General features: G+C 51.4%; 1 protein-coding gene (running past one end of the window). It reads right to left on the bottom strand.

What is annotated here, in order from left to right:
• On the bottom strand, positions 1-20274 hold the 5' end (the start) of the coding sequence (locus tag AOU00_RS25025; protein WP_069291939.1) for a non-ribosomal peptide synthase/polyketide synthase. 21894 nt of this gene lie to the left of the window's left edge; 20274 of the gene's 42168 nt are visible here — the first part of the coding sequence; its start codon is at positions 20272-20274; the stop codon falls past the left edge of the window.

Here is a 20274-nt window from a genome sequence, read left to right as displayed (position 1 = left end):
GTCATCCAGCATGTAGCGGATACGCTCCTCTGGATACGACGGATCGATGGGGACATATGCACCTCCAGCTTTTAAAATCCCGAAGATACCTACGATCATGTCCACCGAACGCTCAGTCATCAGGCCCACCAGACGATCCTTCGTCACACCTTGACTACGCAAGGTACGAGCCAGACGATTGGCGCGTGCATTCAGCTCGCGATAGCTCAACTGCTCTCCTTCGAAGAACAAGGCTGTCTGCTCCGGCGTCTGCGCGGTTTGCGCCTCGAACAAGCCGTGGATCGTTTGCTCGCTTGGATAGGCTGCCGCTGTATTCCCCCAAACCTCAACGATTTGCTCACGCTCCTGTGCCGTAACCATATCCAGTTCATGTACACGAATGTTCGGATTCGCTGTCACCTGCTCCAGCAACTGCATCAGATGACCTCGAATTTGCTCTACGCTTTCCCGTTCAAAGGCAAGGGCATTATAACCAAAGCTCATGTGAATAGTGTTGCCCGGCAGCACCACCAAGTTAAAGTCATAGTTGGTCTGCTCGACAGACTCGGCTCCTGTGATCGTGAAGCTGGACTCTTCACCGCTGCCTAATTGCTCCAATTGTTCCTCTACCGGATAGTTCTCAAAAATAAGAATATGATTGATCAAATCCTGCTTAAGCTCCGACAACCCCTGAATTTCATACAACGGATACGTATCATAGACATGGGAATCGATCGATTGCTCCTGGGTTTGCTTCATCATGTCTGAGAATAAACTGTCCACTTGACTGCGGATGCGTACAGGAATGGTATTGATAAACAGACCAATGATGTGCTCCACATTCGGAATGTCTGCCGGACGTCCAGATACCACGCTGCCAAACACCACATCATCTGTACCATTATATTTTTGCAGCAAAATGCCCCAAACGGTCTGCATCAACGTATTAATCGTCACCTGATAACGCTTGGCTACGCGCTGAATGCCAGCCGTTAGATCCGCACCTAAGTCAAAATCCAGACGATCCGCCTGATACCCCGTCTTACCCTGGATTTTTGCCTGTGGCAAGCGGGACTGCTCCTCATATCCTTCCAGAACCTTGCTCCAGTAACCTGATGCGGCCTGACGATCCTGCTGTTCCAGCCATTCGATATATTGACTGTACGGCGTTACAGGTGCCAGTTCCGGCTGCTTATGGGCCAGTATCGCAAAATAACTCGCAAACACTTCGTTTGTCACCAGCGACAAGCACCAGCCATCCATCACGATATGATGGAAGCTCCATACAAAACGGTACGCATCCTCACCTGTGCGCAAAACAGCCACACGCATCAAAGCATCTTGCGCCAGATCAAAGCCTCTTTGCTTGTCTTTGCGCGTATATTCAAGGATGTATTCGTTTTGCTTCTCTTGATCCATATCCTGCAGGTCCTCTACATGCAATTCACTGCGCTTATTCCGGTACACGACCTGAAGCGGTTCATCTCTCCAGCCGCTGTAAAAGTTCGTGCGCAGTACCGTATGCCGATGCACCAATACATCCAAACTGGCCGCAAATGCAGCGATATTAAAATGTCCTCGCAGATCAAAGGAGGCCTGTTCAAAGTATGCTCCCGATTGCGAATCCATCAGATTGTAAAAGAGCATGCCCTTTTGCATCGGCGTCAGCGCGTATACATTTTCCAGCTCACCGGTATGTGCCGCCTGTTCGGCAATTTGTTCCAGTTCTCTAGTCGTCAGACCTTTGAAGGACACATCACTCGGCGTCAGCTCCGGCTGTTCCTGAGCGACACAATGCGTAATCACCTCTTGCAAAGCGGATTGCAGCAGTCTCGCCACACGTTCCAGCGTTTCTTGGCGATACTGCTTACGGCTGTAAGCGATCGTCAAGCGCAGCGTGCCTTCCGAGATCATCGCGTTCAAATCCAGCGTATATTGCAGCGGTGAATGTGCATCCTCTGTCTCCCCTGCACTATAGGATGACCATGTGATTCCACTGTTTTGCACATCCTGATCGACCTGCCCCAAATAGTTAAAGCTGATTTCCGGTTCTGCTGCAATCGCATGCGCTTCACCTGATGCAGACGCAGGAGATAAGTAGCGCCATGTGCCATAGGTCAGCCCTTTATGTGGAATGCGGCGCAGACCTTCCTTCGTTTCTTTGATGTGCTGTGCCAGTGTCATTCCCTTGCCCATTTCCAGCAGCACCGGATACAAGCTCGTAAACCAGCCTACTGTACGTGTAATATCCACCTCTGGCAGGATTGCTTCCCGGCCATGTCCCTCCAGATTAACCAGCACCTGTCCGGCGCCTGTCCAGTTGTGCATCGCCAATCCTAACGCGGTCAATAGCAAATCATTGACCTCGGTGTTATAAGCGCGATGGGCCTGCTTTAACAGCTGCTGGGTTTCAGCTTCGGTCCACTCTACCGTCAGCACTTCGCTGTCAGCATTCAAGGAGCCTTCGTAGGCAAAATCCTTAGGCAGCGGCGCAGCTTCCGCTTTGGCCTGTTCCAGCTGCTGCCAGTAGGCTTCATCCGATGTAGCCTCAGGACGGTTGGCGTAAGACGACAACTCCCGTGCCCATGTTTGGAAGGAATCCGTTTTATAGGGCAATCGTACAGGCTCGCCCTTGATCGACTGCTCGTAACCTGTCGAGAAATCTTCAAACAGAATTCGCCACGATACCCCGTCCACCACCAAATGGTGAATGGCTATGAGCAAATGATCGCCCTCGGCTGTGCGGAACAATCCCAGCTTGACCAGAGGTCCTTCGGACAGGTGGATGCTGCTTTGAATTTCACTTGCCTTCGCTTCCAGCGCTTCCGCATAGGTTTCCTGTTTACGGTAATCAATCGTTTCCAGCGTATACAACGCGCCTTCATCTACACCGCGTGTCCAAGCCTCGTAACCGGATGAAGCCTGACGGAAAACCGTACGAAGCGCATCATGATGCTTCACAATATGATCCATGACTTGGCAAACTGCCGTCTCATCAAAGCCCTCGGCACGATAGAGCATAACTGCCTGATTAAAGTGCTGCGGACGCTCGCGCTCCTGCGCAAAAAACCAATGCTGGATCGGAAGCAAAGCGGTTTCCCCGCTCACTTCTCCTTGATCTGCCATACGACTGACCTCATACATATGCGGTGCCAGTGCTTCCACTGTCGGATACTGGAACAAATCCTTCATGTCCAGCTTATAGCCAGCCTGGAACGCACGGGATGCGATTTGGATCGCCTTAATCGAATCGCCGCCCAGATCGAAGAAATTGTCCAAGATACCCACAGTCTGTAGTCCCAGTACCGACTGCCAGACCGCTACTAGAGCGCGTTCTTGAGCAGTACGCGGCTCTGCATAATCCGTTCCGGTTTGTAGGCTGCCTTCTGGTGCTGGTAGAGCCTTGCGGTCAATTTTTCCATTTGGACTCAGCGGCAACTGCTCCAGCTGTACAAAGTACGATGGCACCATGTAGCTTGGCAGTTCTCGGCCCAGCTCACTTCTCAGCTCACTGGCACCCATTTCTTGTCCGGCGACATAGTAGGCCACCATTTGTTTTTGGCCCGTTTCGTCTGCACGAGCCACGACGACCGCTTCTCGTACCGATTCCACTTGGAGCAGCTGCGATTCGACCTCGCCCAGCTCAATCCGGTAGCCCCGAATTTTGACCTGATGGTCGATCCGGCCCAAATATTCAATGTTGCCGTCCGGCATCCATCTCGCCAAATCACCTGTACGGTACATCCGCTCATAGCCTGCTTCCCCGCCGGCAAACGGGTCTTTCACAAATTTCTCGGCCGTCAGCTCTGGACGATTCAGATAGCCTCGGGCTACACCGACACCGCCGATACACAGTTCTCCTGCAACCCCGATCGGCTGCAATTGCTCCGTGCCTTCCTTCACGATGTACAGACGAATATTTTGGATCGGTTTTCCGATCGGAATAACTCCATATTCCTCATCCGGCTCGCAATCGAAGTACGATACGTCCACCGTCGCTTCGGTTGGGCCGTACAGGTTGATCAGCTTCGCTCCGGCCAGGCTCGACACAAGCCGCTGGAACCGGGCCACATGCTGTGGCGGCAACACTTCGCCGCTGGCAAATACGTGGCGCAGCGTGCCCAGCTTCGCTTGCATCACTTCCCGTGGCTGCTGCTCCACGTACTCCAGGAACGCATGCAGCATGGCAGGTACAAAGTGCATCGTGCTCACGCCATCGCGGGCAATCGTGTCGACGATGTCTTCTGGGTTCTTTTCCCCGCCTACCGACAGCAAGCTCACCTTCGAGCCGACCAGCGACCACCAGAACAGCTCCCACACCGACACGTCGAACGTGAAGGCCGTCTTTTGCAGGATCGTATCTTCCGCACTCAAGCCGTACCGATCATGCATCCACAAAATCCGGTTCAGCACGGAATGGTGCTCCACCATCACGCCCTTCGGTTTTCCCGTGGAGCCGGAGGTATAGATGACATAGGCTACATGGTGTGGCCCAGCCAGTGGCTCCAGATTCGAGCCGTCTTCGTGGTAAATGTCCTCGCGATCCAGCACCAGCACCTGGCCGTCGAAACTCAGTGAGGCTTGCTCCGCCAAATGCAATTGCGTCAGTATCAGCTTCGCACCCGAATCCTCCAGCATAAAGCGGATGCGGTCCGCCGGATAGTCTGGATCGATGGGTACATAAGCTCCGCCTGCTTTGAGGATCGCATAAATGCCTACGATCATGTCCAGCGAACGGTGAACCAGTATGCCTACAGGTTGATCCGGTTCAACACCTTCCGCACGCAGCGTCCGAGCCAAACGGTTCGCGCGCTCATTCAGCTCAGCGTAGGTCAACGATTCCGCTCCGCACAACACTGCCACCTGATCCGGTGTTTTCGCTGCCTGCTGCTCGAACAGTGCACTTAGCGTTTGATCCTGCGGATAGGCTGCCGCCGTATCCCCCCAGACCTGAACGAGCTGTGCCTGTTCTTCCGGTGTCACCAATTCCAGCTCATTCACACGGATATGCGGATTATTCACGATTTGTCCGATGACATGGTCGATATGGCCCTGGATACGCTGCATGGCAGACCGGCTATACACGAGCGCATTGTATTCAAGCAGGATAGAGATATCCTCATCAGGCACGACAATCAGGTTAAAATCGTAGTTGGTTTGCTCGGCAAGTGCCACATTGGCAATCGAGAAGCCTGTTTGTGCCTTTGTCTCGCCGGAACCGCCCATCTGCTTCATCTGTTGCCCGATCGGGTAGTTTTCAAAGACCATAATGTGATGAATCAGGTCTTGTTTTTGTTCAGTCAGTGCCTGGATATCGTATAGCGGGAACGTATCATAGACACTGGAGGCCAAAGCCTGTTCCTGGGTGCGCTGCAATACTTCAGCAAATGTAGCATCCGGTGCACTGCCAATGCGTACTGGAATCGTGTTGATAAACAATCCGATCATGTTCTCCACGCCTGGAAGGTCTGCCGGACGACCGGATACCACACCACCAAACACAACATCCTGATTATTATTGTATTGCTGTAAAATAACGCCCCACACGCTTTGCAGCAATGTGTTAATCGTGACATGTTGTTGCTTGGCCATTTGGTTTAATGCCGCAGTCCGTTCTTTACCCAACCTAAAGGGCAGCTTTTCCAAAACATAGCCGGCATTTGAACTTTCACCGCTTCCGTCTGGTTCTTCATTGCGTGCGACGACAGAAGCTTGTGCGTTCTCACCAGGCAACAAGGTTTGCTGCTCAAAACCTGCCAAATAGTCACTCCAATAACGGGTCGCTTCCTGTGCATCCTGATGTTCCAACCATTCGATATAGTCACTATACGGCTTGACAGGTGCCAGCTCTGGCTGCTTGTGCTCCAGCAGGGCAACATATGCACCAAACACTTCGTCCGTCATCAGGGACAGGCACCATCCGTCCATCACAATATGATGGAAGCTCCATACAAAACGGTATGAGCTTTCACCCGTGCGGAAGACGGATACGCGCATAAGCGCATCCTTGCTTAGATCAAAGCCTCGAGCTTTATCCTGAGCCACAAATTCAGCTACAGCGTGTTCACGCCCTCTGACATCCTCATAACGGAAGCTCGGATTTTTATGACGATAGACAATCTGCAACGGTTGACCATACCAGCCACTGTAGAAATTCGTCCGTAATATAGCATGTCGGCTAACCAGCAGCTTCAGACTTTCCTCGAATAGGGACGGTTCAAAGTACCCCTCCAGATCAAAGGTCGCCTGTTCAAAATACACGCCTGTTTCTGCATTCATCAAACTATGGAACAGCATCCCCTTTTGCATGGGGGTTAGCGGATACACATTTTCCAATTCCCCAACCGTCTTGGTCTGCTCCTTAATCGTATCTAATTGCTCCAGGGTCAGACCTTTTAGCAATACATCACTTGGAGTCAATTCGGTCCGCTCCCGTGTGACACAATGCTCGATCATTTCAAGCAGATTGGATTTCAGCAGATTGGCCAGCATGTGGACGGTGTCCTTACGGAAGGCTTTGCCGTTATACCGAATGTCCAGTTCCAGGATGCCGTTCGTTACGATCCCGCTCACATCGAGCGCATATTTCATCTTCGTCCGGTCACTAACGACCGATCCAATTGAGTAAGGAGACATACACATACCGCTGTTTGGCAAGTCCTGATCCAGCTGTCCGAGATAGTTAAAGCTTACTTGTGGCTCGGCAAAAGCTTGATATTGACCAAGGTTCAGCACACCTGCTTGCTGACCAACGGCTTGGCCGGATTCACTCAGATGTCTCCAGATTCCGTAGCCCATTCCTTTATTGGGAATAAGGCGCAGGCTCTCTTTGACCTGTTTGATGCGTTCTGACCAAGCGGGATCACAACCAACGTCCAGCAATACCGGATATGGACTCGTAAACCAGCCTACCGTACGAGAAATATCTGTATCCGGCAAAATGTTCTCACGCCCGTGTCCCTCTAAATTAATCAGACTGCGTTCATGACCCGTCCACGTGTACAGCATCATGCCCAGTGCCGTCAGAAGTAGATCGTTCACTTCCGTGTTATATGCGCGGTGTGCTTGCTTCAATAATTTTGATGTCTCTTCCTCCGTAAGCTGGACGACCACTGTATCGGTGTCAGCCAAGGTAAAGGGCTCAGTCTGCGCTTGATCCTCAGGTAAACGTACTTGGTCAGCCCAAGCAGCTGCGTTCCATTGCTCCCAATAGGCGTGTTCACTGTCCATGGCTGTGCTATTCGCATAGGTGGAAAGTTTTTGTGACCAGGAACGGAAGGAATCCGTTTTGTCCGGCAGCTGAAGCACTTCCTGATGAACGGCCTGTTCATAGGCAGTAGCCAAATCCTCAAACAAGATACGCCAGGATACCCCGTCCACGACCAAATGGTGAATCGCCATCAGGAGATGATCTCCATCTGCACAGTGGAACAAGCCCGCCTTCAACAACGGCCCTTCATGCAGTTGGATACTGCTTTGGATTTCACTGGCTTTCGCCTCAATTGCCGCGCTGAGTATGGCTTTATCCGTCAAATCCCTAAAGTCCAGCACGTCCAGATGATACAGCTCGCCTTCCTGTATTCCGCGGTTCCATGCTTTATAGCCTTGCTCGGTCTTGCTGAACACCATCCGCAGTGCATCATGGTGCTCTGCTAGTTTGCCAAGCGCCTGACGCAGAGCAGCTTCGTCAAAGCCCTGCTCCCGGTGCAGGATAACGGCCTGATTAAAGTGATGCGCATCCACTTGGGCCTGCGCAAAGAACTCATGCTGGATCGGAAGCAACGCCGTTTCTCCGCTCACTTCTCCCTGATCTGCCATACGACTGACCTCGTGCATATGCGGTGCCAGCGTTGCGACGATGGGATAGCGGAACAAATCCTTCATGTCCAGCTTGTAGCCTGCCTGGAACGCACGAGACACGATTTGAATCGCCTTGATCGAATCGCCGCCCAGGTCAAAGAAATTGTCTAAAATACCGACGGTTGGCACGCCCAGGACGGACTGCCAGATCGCTACGAGTGTTCGTTCTGTTACAGTACGTGGCGCTGCATAATCCGCTCCGCTTTGCAAACCGCCTTCTAGTGCTGGCAGGGACTTGCGGTCGATTTTACCGTTCGGTGTCAGCGGCATCTGCTCCAACTGAATGAAATACGACGGCACCATATAGCTTGGCAGCTCTTGTCCCAGCTCCTGTCTCAGCTCACCCGCTCCAAGCTCTTGACTCGCCACGTAGTACGCCACGAGCTGTGTTTGGCCCGTTTCGTCCGTGCGTGCCATGATGACCGCTTCTTGTACCGACTCCACCTGCAGCAGCTGCGATTCGATCTCGCCCAGTTCGATCCGGTAACCTCTGATTTTCACCTGATGGTCCATCCGACCCAAATATTCAATGTTGCCGTCCGGCATCCATCTTGCCAAATCGCCTGTACAGTACATCCGCTCATGGTCTGACTTGTCATCAGCAAACGGATTATTCACAAATTTCTCGGCCGTCAGTTCTTCACGTTTCCAATACCCACGGGCCAATCCTTCCCCTGCAATACATAACTCACCCGGTACGCCGACGGGCTGCAATTCTCCATTCGCATTCATGATATAGATTTGGGTATTTGCGATAGGACGTCCGATATTAATGTGCTCCGCATGGGTCAGTTCCTGTACGGTCGACCAAACTGTCGTTTCTGTAGGTCCGTACATGTTATAAATGCGAGGACCGTTTATTTCTTGCAGTGCTACGAGCAGCTTGGACGGAAGGGCTTCACCCCCGACCATAATAGCCTTCACGCTTTGCAGTGTGCGGGAACCTGCTTCATGACCTAGCAGCATTTGCAATCGGGATGGGGTCATTTGCAACATCTCAATCGAATGTTGAGTAATCAACTCACCAAGTGCCTGCGGATTCACCTGATGCTGGCTGTCGCCAAGCACGACCGTCATTCCACCCAACAAGGGCAAGATGGTTTCCAAGACGAAAATATCGAATGAAATAGTCGTCAGTGACAAAATGGTTTGGCTCGCTTCAAAGTCAATGACTTCGCGCATCCCGGTAATAAAGTTGAGGACCGAGCGATGCTGGAGCATAACTCCTTTCGGATTTCCAGTCGAACCCGACGTATAGATGACATAAGCCAAATGCTCTGGCCGGGCAATCGTCTTCAGGTTGCCGCTTTCTCCCTGATACAAGGCTGCATCCTCAAGAAATATGGCATTGGCGTTGCAATGATGCTCTTCCAACAGATCACGACTGGTCAGAAGCACTGTGGCCTCGCTATCTTCCAGCATGTATGCAATACGAGAGGACGGAAATTCGGGATCAATCGGCACATAAGCACCACCTGCTTTGAGAACGGCTAGAAGGCCTACGATCATTTCCACTGAACGCTGTACCATCAGTCCGACCAGTTTGTCAGGTCCTACTCCTTGTGCTTGAAGCATTCGGGCCAATGAATTCGCCCGTTCATTCAGTTCCCGATAAGTCAGACTCTGATGTCCAAACACCAATGCCATCTGATCTGGCGTATATTCTACCTGCTCCTCGAACAGCTGATGGATCGTCTGATGAGACGGAAAAGCACAAGCGGTGTCATTAAATGCCTCTGTAATCTGCTGCTTTTCCGCCGCTGTGAGTAGTTCCAGCTCTTCAACACGAACATTTGGGTTGAGCGAAATTTGCTCCAAGATACGGGCAAAATGTCCATACAGACGCTCAATACCTGCTTGATCAAAGCTGAGCGTGTTATACATAAAACGAATCTTGATGCCTTCTCCCGGCATCACGACGACGTTCAGATCATAGTTGGTTGCCTCTGTAGACACCACGTTCGAAATCGTAAATTTATCCTGCCCATCGCCGCCTAACTGTTCTATCTGCTGCTCCACCGGATAATTTTCAAAAATCATAATATGATTGATTAAATCCTGTTTCTGCTCGGTCAGTGCTTGAATTTCATACAGCGGGAACGCATCGTAGGCATTGGAAGCCAGCGCCTGCCGCTGTGTTCGTTTCATCAGCTCGACAAAGCTTTCACCTTGTTCAGACTGCACACGCACTGGAATCGTGTTAATGAATAGCCCGATCATGTGCTCCACGCCTGGAATATCCCCTGGGCGACCGGACACAACGCTGCCAAATACGACATCCGAACTGTTGTTATATTTTTGCAACAAGACGCCCCATACCGTCTGAATCAGCGTATTGATCGTCACCTGATTTTGCTTCGCCACTTGTTCGATCTGGGCAACCAGCTCTGGCTGGAATTCGCAATCCAGATCTTCAGCAACATATTCCCCGGTGTGCATCGATTTAGGCTGTGTTTTTTGCTGTGGAAGCGTAATTTGCTGCTCGTAGTCCGCCAGATACCCACGCCAGTATTGCAAAGCTGCCTCACGGTCCTGACGTTCCAGCCATTCAATAAATCGACTGAACGGCGTGACAGGCTCCAGCGCTGGCTCATGACCCGCACGCAGTGCCAGATAGCTGCCGAATACCTCCTGTGTCATAAAGGACAAGCACCAGCCATCCATCAAAATATGATGGAAGCTCCAGATAAAGTGATATGTTTCATCCCCGGTTTGCAGGATCGAAATACGAATGAGTGCATCCTCTGCGAGATTGAATCCTTTCGCTTTATCGGCAAGGGTAAAAGTCTCAACACGCGCTGCTCGTTCTTCTTTTTCCAGTCCGCGCAGGTCTTCATAGTACAACTCTCCGCTGCGATTGCGGAAAACGACCTGTACAGGCTCATCCTTCCATGAACTGATAAAGTTCGTCCGTAACGCCTCATGACGTTGTACGAGCAGATCAAAGCTTTTGCTGAAAGCAACCACATCAAACCGTCCATTCCATTCAAAGGTGGCCTGCTCAAAGTAAGCTGCCGAACTCTCATCCATTAGACTGAAGAAGAGCATACCTTTTTGCATCGGTGTCAAAGCATACACATTTTCTAGTTCACCCATATCTTGTGTATCTTTCACCAATTGCTCCAGCTCGTCCAGCGTTACATGTTTTAACAAGACATCACTTGGGGTCAACACCGTTCTCTCTTGGGCTACACAATGATGAATGACTTCACGCAAGCCGGATACCAGTAGTTCTCCCAGCCGTGCAATCGTTTCATGACGGAACTGCGTTGTGCCGTAGCGAATAGTGAACATCAGCTCCCCATCCTCGATTAATCCATTGATATCTAGTGCAAAATCCATAGCCGCGTTCGTGCTAACAGGCACACCAATGGAATAGGCGGAAGGCTGTAGATCGTTGCCTTTATAATCCTGATCGAATTGGCCTAAATAGTTAAAACTGATCTCAGGCTGCGCCTGTAACTGCACGCCTGCTTTTTCCAGCACATTCATATCTGACAGGTATCGCAAAATACCATAACCGATGCCTTTTTGTGGAATATGACGCAGCCCTTCCTTAATCCGTTTGATCAGACGAGCCGTATTTCCCCCTTGTCCCAGACTTCCATCCAGTACAACCGGGAATTGGCTCGTAAACCAGCCGACCGTGCGCGTAATATCCACGTCGGGTACAATAGCTTCCCGTCCATGGCCCTCCAGGTTAACCAGCACCCGTTCGGAACCAGACCATTCATACACGGCTTTGCCGAGCGCAGCCAGCAACAGGTCGTTCATTTCCGTGTTGTATGCGCGATGAGCTTGTTTGAGCAGTTGCTCGGTTTCCTGCTTCGTCCAGCGGACAGTCACAACCTCACTGTCTCCGAGCCGTGCATTGTCATTCGTGAAATCCTTCGGCAAAGGCTTCACAAGGCTTGCTTCTGCTTGTTCGATATGCTGCCAGTAGGCTAGCTCCCGTCCCATCGTCGCACGATTCGCATAGGCTGACAGCTGTTTAGCCCATACCTGGAATGAATCTGTTTTATGCGGCAGTCGAATAGCTGTGCCTGTTTGACCTGCAACAGCCTGCTCATAACCGGATGCCAAATCCTCCAGCAAAATACGCCACGAAACACCGTCCACAACCAAATGATGAATGACCATTAATAAATGGTCGCCCTCAGCGCAATGGAACAGACCGAGCTTCACAAGCGGCCCCTCGCTCAAATGAATGCTCGCTTGAATTTCACTCGCCTTGGCTTCTACAGCGGTGGATTCGTCTTCAACTCCACTAAAATCTACAATGTCCAGCGTGTATAGCTCGCCTTCCTCCACACTGCGGTTCCAAGCGGCATAGCCCTGCTCCGTCTCACGGAATACCGTGCGCAATGCGTCATGATGCTGGACAATACGGTCCATCGTACGGCGCAACGCGTCTATGTCAAAGCGCCCAGCTCGATACAGCATCATCGCCTGGTTGCTGTGGTGCAGATCAACCGGCTGCTGCTCGAAGAACCACCGTTGAATAGGTGTCAGTTCTACCTTGCCTACGGCCTCTTCCTGGCTGGCAATCTTGCCATCTGTACGAAGCAAAGGACTGAGTGACGCTACCGTCGGATTGCTGAAGAGGTCCTTCATGTCCAGTCGATAACCTGCTTGCAGCAATCGGGAGGATACTTGCAGCGCTTTGATCGAATCGCCGCCCAGTTCAAAGAAGTTATCCTGCGTGCCTACCGTTTCGACACCCAGCACCCCGGCCCACACTGAAGCTAAAACCTGTTCTACCGCAGTACGTGGAGCCACATAGGCTGCACCGGTATGGATGCTTCCTTCCGGTTCCGGTAAGGCCTTGCGGTCGATTTTTCCATTGGGGGTCAGTGGCAAGGTCTCCAGACGCATCAAGCGTGCAGGTACCATATGTGCTGGCAGTGCTGCTTCCAGCTCGGCCTGTACTTCCTCGATCCGCAGCTCCGCTTCTCCCGTGATGTATCCGCACAAGTACTTGTGTCCACGCTCATCCGTCCGGTCGATGACTACCGCTTGACGCACACCCGGCACCCGCTGGATCGCCGTTTCAATCTCGCCTAGCTCGATCCGGTAGCCCCGGATTTTGACCTGATAATCCATCCGGCCGATAAAGTCCACATTGCCGTCCGGCATCCACCGCGCCAAGTCACCTGTGCGGTACAATCGTTCACCCACTACGTACGGGTTCGCTACGAATTTCTCGGCCGTCAGGTCTGCACGGTTCAAGTATCCCCGTGCCACCCCGGCACCGCCAATGCACAGCTCGCCCAGCACGCCGATCGGCACCGGATTCAGCTGGCTATCCAAGATGTAAAACCGTGCGTTCAGCCACGCCTGACCAATCGGTACATTGCCGCTACTTGGCAGCTTCGACAGTTCTTCGTCGTAGAAGCTGGAGTCGATCGCCGCTTCCGTGACGCCGTAGCTGTTCATAATACGAACATCCACGCCAAACCGTTCTTGCAGCACCCGATAATCCGTCACGCTGCAGCTGTCCGAGCTGGTGATCAGCAGTTCCAGACTGCTCATGTCCAGTCCCTGTTCATGTACATGCTGCATGAACGGTACAATTAAAGCCGGTGTGGATTCGAACACCGTAATCTGATAGTCGTGAATCCAGCCGTACAGACGGCTTGGGTCAATCCGGTCGTCTTTCGGGCAGATGACCATCGTGCCACCGTTATAGAGCGCCCGCGCGATATCGCCGACAAACACGTCGAAGGAGAAACTTGCCAGTTGCAGCAATCGTACCGGGAACTGGTTCAAACGGTAATCCCGGCGGTATGCCGCGGCTGTGTTTACCAAACTGTGATGCTCGATCATGACCCCTTTCGGGCGTCCCGTTGTACCGGACGTGTAGATCACATACGCCAGATCCTGCGGCTCATTGATAGGTTCCACATCCGTGGCATCCCCGATGTACAGCGACTCATCGTCCAGCGCCAGTACGGTGTGCAGACGCAAGTTCGCTGCGGATTCGGATGCTGCTTCGCTATTAGATGACGAATCTGATTTCAAGCTGAATCCCTCATTAAGGCTGTCTCTTTCCATCGTTTCAATGCTAACCGCCGTTTCCAGCTCGCCCTCAGACTGCCCTCCGGCCAAAGCCTGTCGGCTTTCCTCCAGCCATGCCTGCGCGCGCTCCTGCAAGCCGATTTGCGTCAGCAGCACTGTCGCGCCGCTGTCCTCCAGCATAAAGCGGATACGTTCGGACGGATAATCCGCATCTAACGGTACATATGCTCCGCCGGCTTTCCATACTGCCAATACGCCGACCAGCATGTCCACCGAGCGCTCACTTAAAATACCAACAATGGATTCGCGCCCAATGCCTTCATTCCGCAATCTACGAGCAAGTTGGTTCCCACGCTCGTTCAGCTCGCGATACGTAAGCTGCCGCTCCTCGTATACAACTGCCACGTGATCCGGTACAAGCTGCGCTTTTTCTTCCACATAGGCGTGGAACAACCCTTCTGATTGCTTTTCATCACTCCATGCAGATACGCCTACTGATCCAAAACCGTCGATGATTTTCACTTTTTCCGAAACAGTCACTAGCTCCAGCTCATCTACCAGCGCATCTGGTCTGTTAATCGCTTCTTCAATCATATGCAGCAAATGCTCACGGATTTGCTCTACAGCTGTACGTTCCAATACTCGCGCGTTGTACTCCAAATGGACATGAATTTCATCCCCCGGCACAACCGTAATGTTGAAATCATAGTTCGTTTGCTCTGACATTGAAGCATTGGCAATCGTAAAACCGTTCGTGTCACGGCTGCCCATGTGCTCCATACGCTGTTCCACTGGATAGTTTTCAAACACCATAATATGATTTACCAGATCCTGCTTTTGCTCAGTCAGGGCCTGAATTTCATACAACGGATAGGTTTCATAGGCTCGGGAAGCCAGTGCCTGCTCCTGTATCTGCTTCATTAACGCAGCAAACGTCATATCTTTCTCACTGTGAATCCGTACAGGAACGGTATTAATGAACAAACCAACCATTGTATCGATGCCTGGAATATCCGCTGATCTGCCGGATACGACACTGCCAAATACAACATCCCGACTGTTGTTATACCGTTGCAGCACAACGCCCCACGCCGCTTGCAGCAGTGTATTGACCGTTACCTGCTGCTGCTTGACCAGCTTGTTCATCTGCTTGGTCACTTCGCGGTCCAGTGTAAACGAAAGTTTGTCCGCTTCATATTCTTTAGCGTGACCGTCCAGCTGTTTTGCCTGCGGCAATACCGTCTGCTGCTCGAAACCAGCAAAATAATCACTCCAGAACCGTTCAGCCTCTGCTTTGTCCTGCCGCTCCAGCCATTCAATATATTCGCTGTATGGCGTTACCGGGGCAAGCTCCGGCTTGCGGTCTTCGAGGATGGCAAAGTACGTATTAAATGCCTCTCCTACAATTAGGAACAAGCACCAGCCGTCCATCAAAATATGGTGGAAGCTCCACACAAAACGGTACGATTCCTCGCCTGTACGCAAAACAGACACCCGCATCAGCTCGCCTGAGCTGAAATTAAAGCCTTCGGCTTTGTCATGCTCAGCAAAACCAGCAATGTATGCATCCTGCTCTCCTTGTCCCATTGAACGTACATCTTCAAAACGGAACCCGGCATGTTTATGACGGTACACCACCTGTAAAGGCTGCTCATTCCAGCCGCTATAAAAATTCGTTCTGAATATTTGATGGCGATCCACCAGTTGATTTAAGCTTTCGGCAAAAGCCTCCACTTGAAAGCTGCCTTGCAGATCAAATGTCGCCTGCTCAAAGTACGCCCCGGATTTCGGCTCCATTAAACCGTGGAACAGGATGCCTTTTTGCATGGGTGTGAGTGAATAAATATTTTCCAGCTCACCCGCAGCAGCCGTCTGCTCTACAATATGTTCCAGCTCTCCAGCTGTCAGTCCTTGGAAGGACAAGTCGCTTGGCGTCAGCTCTGGCAACTCTTTTTCTACACAGTGAGCCAATACCTCACGCAAGCTCTCCTGAAGCAGATCAGCCAGCTTTTTGATTGACTTTTTCATGAACGTTTTGTTGCTGTAGCTGATCGTCAGTTCCAGTGCACCGTCCGTGATCATGCCGTTGATATCCAGAGCATACCGCTTGGTTAACGTGTCACTAATGGAAGCTCCGATGGAATAAGGAGACATGCGAAAGGCATTATGTTTCAAATCCTGATCGAATTGTCCGAGATAGTTAAAGCTGATTTCCGGCTCGGCGACAAAAGCGGCTTCCCCTTCCCCGTCAGCAAGATATCTCAAAATCCCGTATCCAATTCCTTTATGCGGCAAACGGCGCAGTCCTTCCTTGACGTTCTTGACACGCCGTCCCACATTCTGTTCCTCGCCCATATCGAGTACAACCGGGAATTGGCTGGTAAACCAACCGACCGTACGCGTAATATCCACATCCGGCAAAATAGCTTCCCGTCCGTGACCCTCCAGATTTACAAGCACCTGACGGATGCCTGCCCACTCCTGAATTGCGGTGCCCAGAGCTGTCAGCAACAGGTCGTTCGCTTCCGTATTGTAGGCCCGGTGTGCCTGCTTCAAAAATTGTTCTGTTTCCTCGACAGTCCATACCACGGTCAGTGTGCGGTCATCTCGTAGCTGAGGCTTGACCACGGATTTGCAAGTGTAATCCTTGGGCAAAGCTGCTTGTGTAGCTGCCGCTTGCTCCAGCTGTTGCCAGTACGCACGCTCCTTCTCCAAAGCCGAACTGTTCGCATATGTCGACAGCTGATCAGCCCACAGACGGAAGGAATCCGTCTTATTGGGCAAACGGACAGACTCGCCCCGTAAAGATTGCTCATAGCCGGTTGCCAAATCTTCCAGCAAAATACGCCAAGACACGCCGTCGACCACCAAATGGTGGATCGCTACCAACAAATGGTCTCCATCGATGCAACGGAACAGACCCAGATTTACCAGCGGTCCTTCGGACAGGTTTATGTTGTTTTGAATTTCAGTTGCTTTCGCCTCAATCGTCGCGCTCAGAATGGCTGCATCTGTCAAATCCCTAAAGTCCAGCACGTCCAGATGATACAGCTCGCCTTCCTGTATTCCGCGGTTCCACGCTTGAAAGCCTTGCTCGGTCTTCCTGAACACCATCCGCAGTGCATCGTGGTGCTCCGTCAGCTTGATAAGCGCCTGACGCAAAGCAGCTTCGTCAAAGCCCTGCTCCCGGTGCAGCATAACCGCCTGATTAAAATGATGCGCATCCACTTGCTCTTGTTCAAAGAACCCGTGCTGGATCGGAAGCAACGCTGTTTCCCCGCTCACTTCTCCCTGATCTGCTATATGACTTGCCTCGTGCATGTGCGGTGCCAATGCTGCAACGGTTGGATATCGAAGCAGATCCTTCATGTCCAGCTTGTAGCCTGCCTGGAACGCACGAGATACGATTTGAATCGCCTTGATCGAATCGCCGCCCAGATCAAAGAAATTGTCCAACATTCCGACGGTTGGCACGCCCAGGACTGACTGCCAGACGGCTGCGAGTGCCCGTTCCGTTGCAGTGCGTGGCTCTACATAATCCGCTCCGCTTTGCAGGCTGCCTTCCGGTGCTGGCAAGGACTTACGATCAATTTTACCGTTCGGTGTCAGCGGCATCTGATCCAATTGAATGAAATACGACGGCACCATATAGCTTGGTAGCTCCCGCCCCAGCTCACTTCTCAGTTCGCTGGCTCCGAGTTCTTGACTCGCCACATAGTACGCCACGAGTTGTTTTTGACCCGTTTCGTCCGTATGGGCCACGACGACCGCTTCTCGTACCGATTCCACCTGCAATAGCTGCGATTCAATCTCGCCCAGTTCGATCCGGTAGCCCCGGATTTTCACCTGGTGGTCCATCCGTCCCAAATATTCAATGTTGCCGTCCAGCGACCATCTCGCCAAATCGCCTGTACGGTACATACGTTCATACCCGACTTTGCCTCCGGCAAACGGATTATCCACAAATTTCTCGGCCGTCAGTTCTTCGCGATTCCAATATCCACGGGCCAATCCTTCCCCTGCAATACATAACTCGCCCGGCACACCGACTGGCTGCAATTCCCCACTCGCATTCATGATATAGATTTGGGTATTCGCGATGGGACGTCCGATATTAATGTCTTGAGCATGAGTCAGTTCCTGTACGGTCGACCAAACCGTCGTTTCTGTAGGTCCGTACATGTTATAAATGCGGGGACCGTTTATTTCTTGCAGTGCTGCGAGCAGCTTGGACGGAAGGGCTTCACCCCCGACCATAATTTCCTTTACGTCTCGCAGCGCGCGGAAACCTGATTCATGATCCATCAGCATCTGCAGCCGCGATGGTGTCATTTGCAACATATCAATATGATGGTGAGCAATCAACTCACCAAGCGCCTGAGGGTTCACCTGATGCTGGCGGTCGCCAAGCACAACAGTCATTCCGCTCAACAGGGGCAGGATGGTTTCCAATACGAAAATATCGAATGAAATGGTCGTCAGTGACAAAATCGTTTTGTTCGCTTCAAAGTCGATGATTTCACGCATCCCGGTAATAAAGTTGAGTACCGAGCGATGCTGGAGCATAACTCCTTTCGGATTTCCAGTCGAACCAGAGGTATAGATGACGTAAGCCAGATGCTCTGGGCGGGCAATCGCCTCTAGGTTGCCGCTTTCTCCCTGATACAATGCTGCATCCTCAAGAAACATGGTATTGGCGATGTAATGATGTTCTTCTGCCAGATCACGACTGGTCAGAAGCACTTCGGCCTTGCTGTCTTCCAGCATGTATTCAATACGAGAGGACGGAAATTCGGGATCGATCGGCACATATGCACCACCTGCTTTTAAAACGGCCAGCAGACCTACGATCATTTCCAATGAGCGCTGCACCATCAGACCAACCAGTTTGTCAGGTCCTACTCCTTGTGCTTGAAGCATTCGTGCCAATGAATTCGCCCGTTCATTCAGCTCCCGATAGGTCAGACACTGATTTCCAAACATAACCGCTGTCTGATCCGGTGTACGTTCTGCCTGTTCCTCGAATAGCTCATGAATCCCCACATTGTGTGGATAGGGCACTGCTGTCGCATTAAATACATCCATAATTTGTGCCCGCTCTTCGTCACTCATCAGTGACAACTCCTGAATCCGCTTCTGTGGCCCTTTCACCATATGCTCTACCACACTCAGGAATTGGCGAATAATTCGGGCGATCTCCTGCTCGCTGAACAACTCGGTCCGATAATCCAGCTGCAATACAAGTTTATCGTCATCCAGCATGTCTATCATGGCAATATCAAAGTCACTCACCGTATCTCCGCAGAAATCGGTATGCACCTGCTGAACGGCTTCATCAAAACGGGAGAAGCTCAGTGTACGGTATTGAATGGTAACGCCAAACAGGCGGCGAATGTCCGTGCCGCTTTGCTGTTCACGCAAATCCTGCATGATTTTGTTGTACGGATAACGCTGATGCCGCAAAATGGACGACTGCTCCTTGCCAACACCCTGCAGGAAGGTGAGTAGCTCGGATTCCGGCTCAATCCGCTGACGTGTAGCCACAGTGCTGACGAACATGCCCATTGTATTTTTTTCCTTCTTCAACGTACGGTTAGCATACAATGTACCCACGGTTAAATCCTGTTCCCCTGTCATTTTATGCAAATAAATATACAGAGCAGCCAGGAAAAATGTAAAAATACTGATGTTATTCGCCTCGCAAAAAGCCGTGACACCACGATATAATTCGTGCTCCAGTGTATAGTTCTCCCGGCGTGCAGCCGTACTCACCGTAAGTGGATTGTATGATTTTAAACCTGTAACCTCCGGCAAATCGGCAAATTTCTCCGTCCAGTACGTCTTGTCCTTTTGATAGCGGTCCGATTGCTCATAGCTTTGCTCCACCTGAATAAAATCGAGATATGAATTCGCTGGAGCCGACGCATCTGAACCCGTACCATGCACAATATTCATATAATGCCCCGTAATTTCATTAATGGCCTGCTCCATGGTTACGCCGTCCGAAATAATATGGTGCATTTTGAAACTAAACCAGGTGTCTTCTGCCCCCAACCGCAAAATAACAAACCGATACAGCTGCGAATCCAACAAGGGGAACGGCTGTGCGTTATGATGGCTGACCCATAGCTCAGCTTCCTCCGGGGTAACCTGAAGCGTTTCTATGCTCTGAGCAGCAAACGGTTCCACATATTGATAGGGGATGCCGTCCCGAGCCGTGATTTTGATACGAAAAGAATCGTTTTGTGCAATCACCCGGTTCATTGCCTGCTGCAATGCATCTATTCGAACTGTTCCCTTGATTTTAACAGTGGTAATAATCGTGGACGTGTTGCGATTGGGATACACAAGCTCCGTGTACCAAATACGTTGCTGTGGTTGGCTTAATGCAAACAATTGAACATTGTGCTGAGTCAT

It is taken from the genome of Paenibacillus polymyxa, from assembly GCF_001719045.1.
Classification (GTDB): Bacteria; Bacillota; Bacilli; order Paenibacillales; family Paenibacillaceae; genus Paenibacillus; species Paenibacillus polymyxa_B.
Note: the sequence above shows the minus strand (reverse complement) of the source record. Positions and strands in the feature narration are given on the sequence as shown.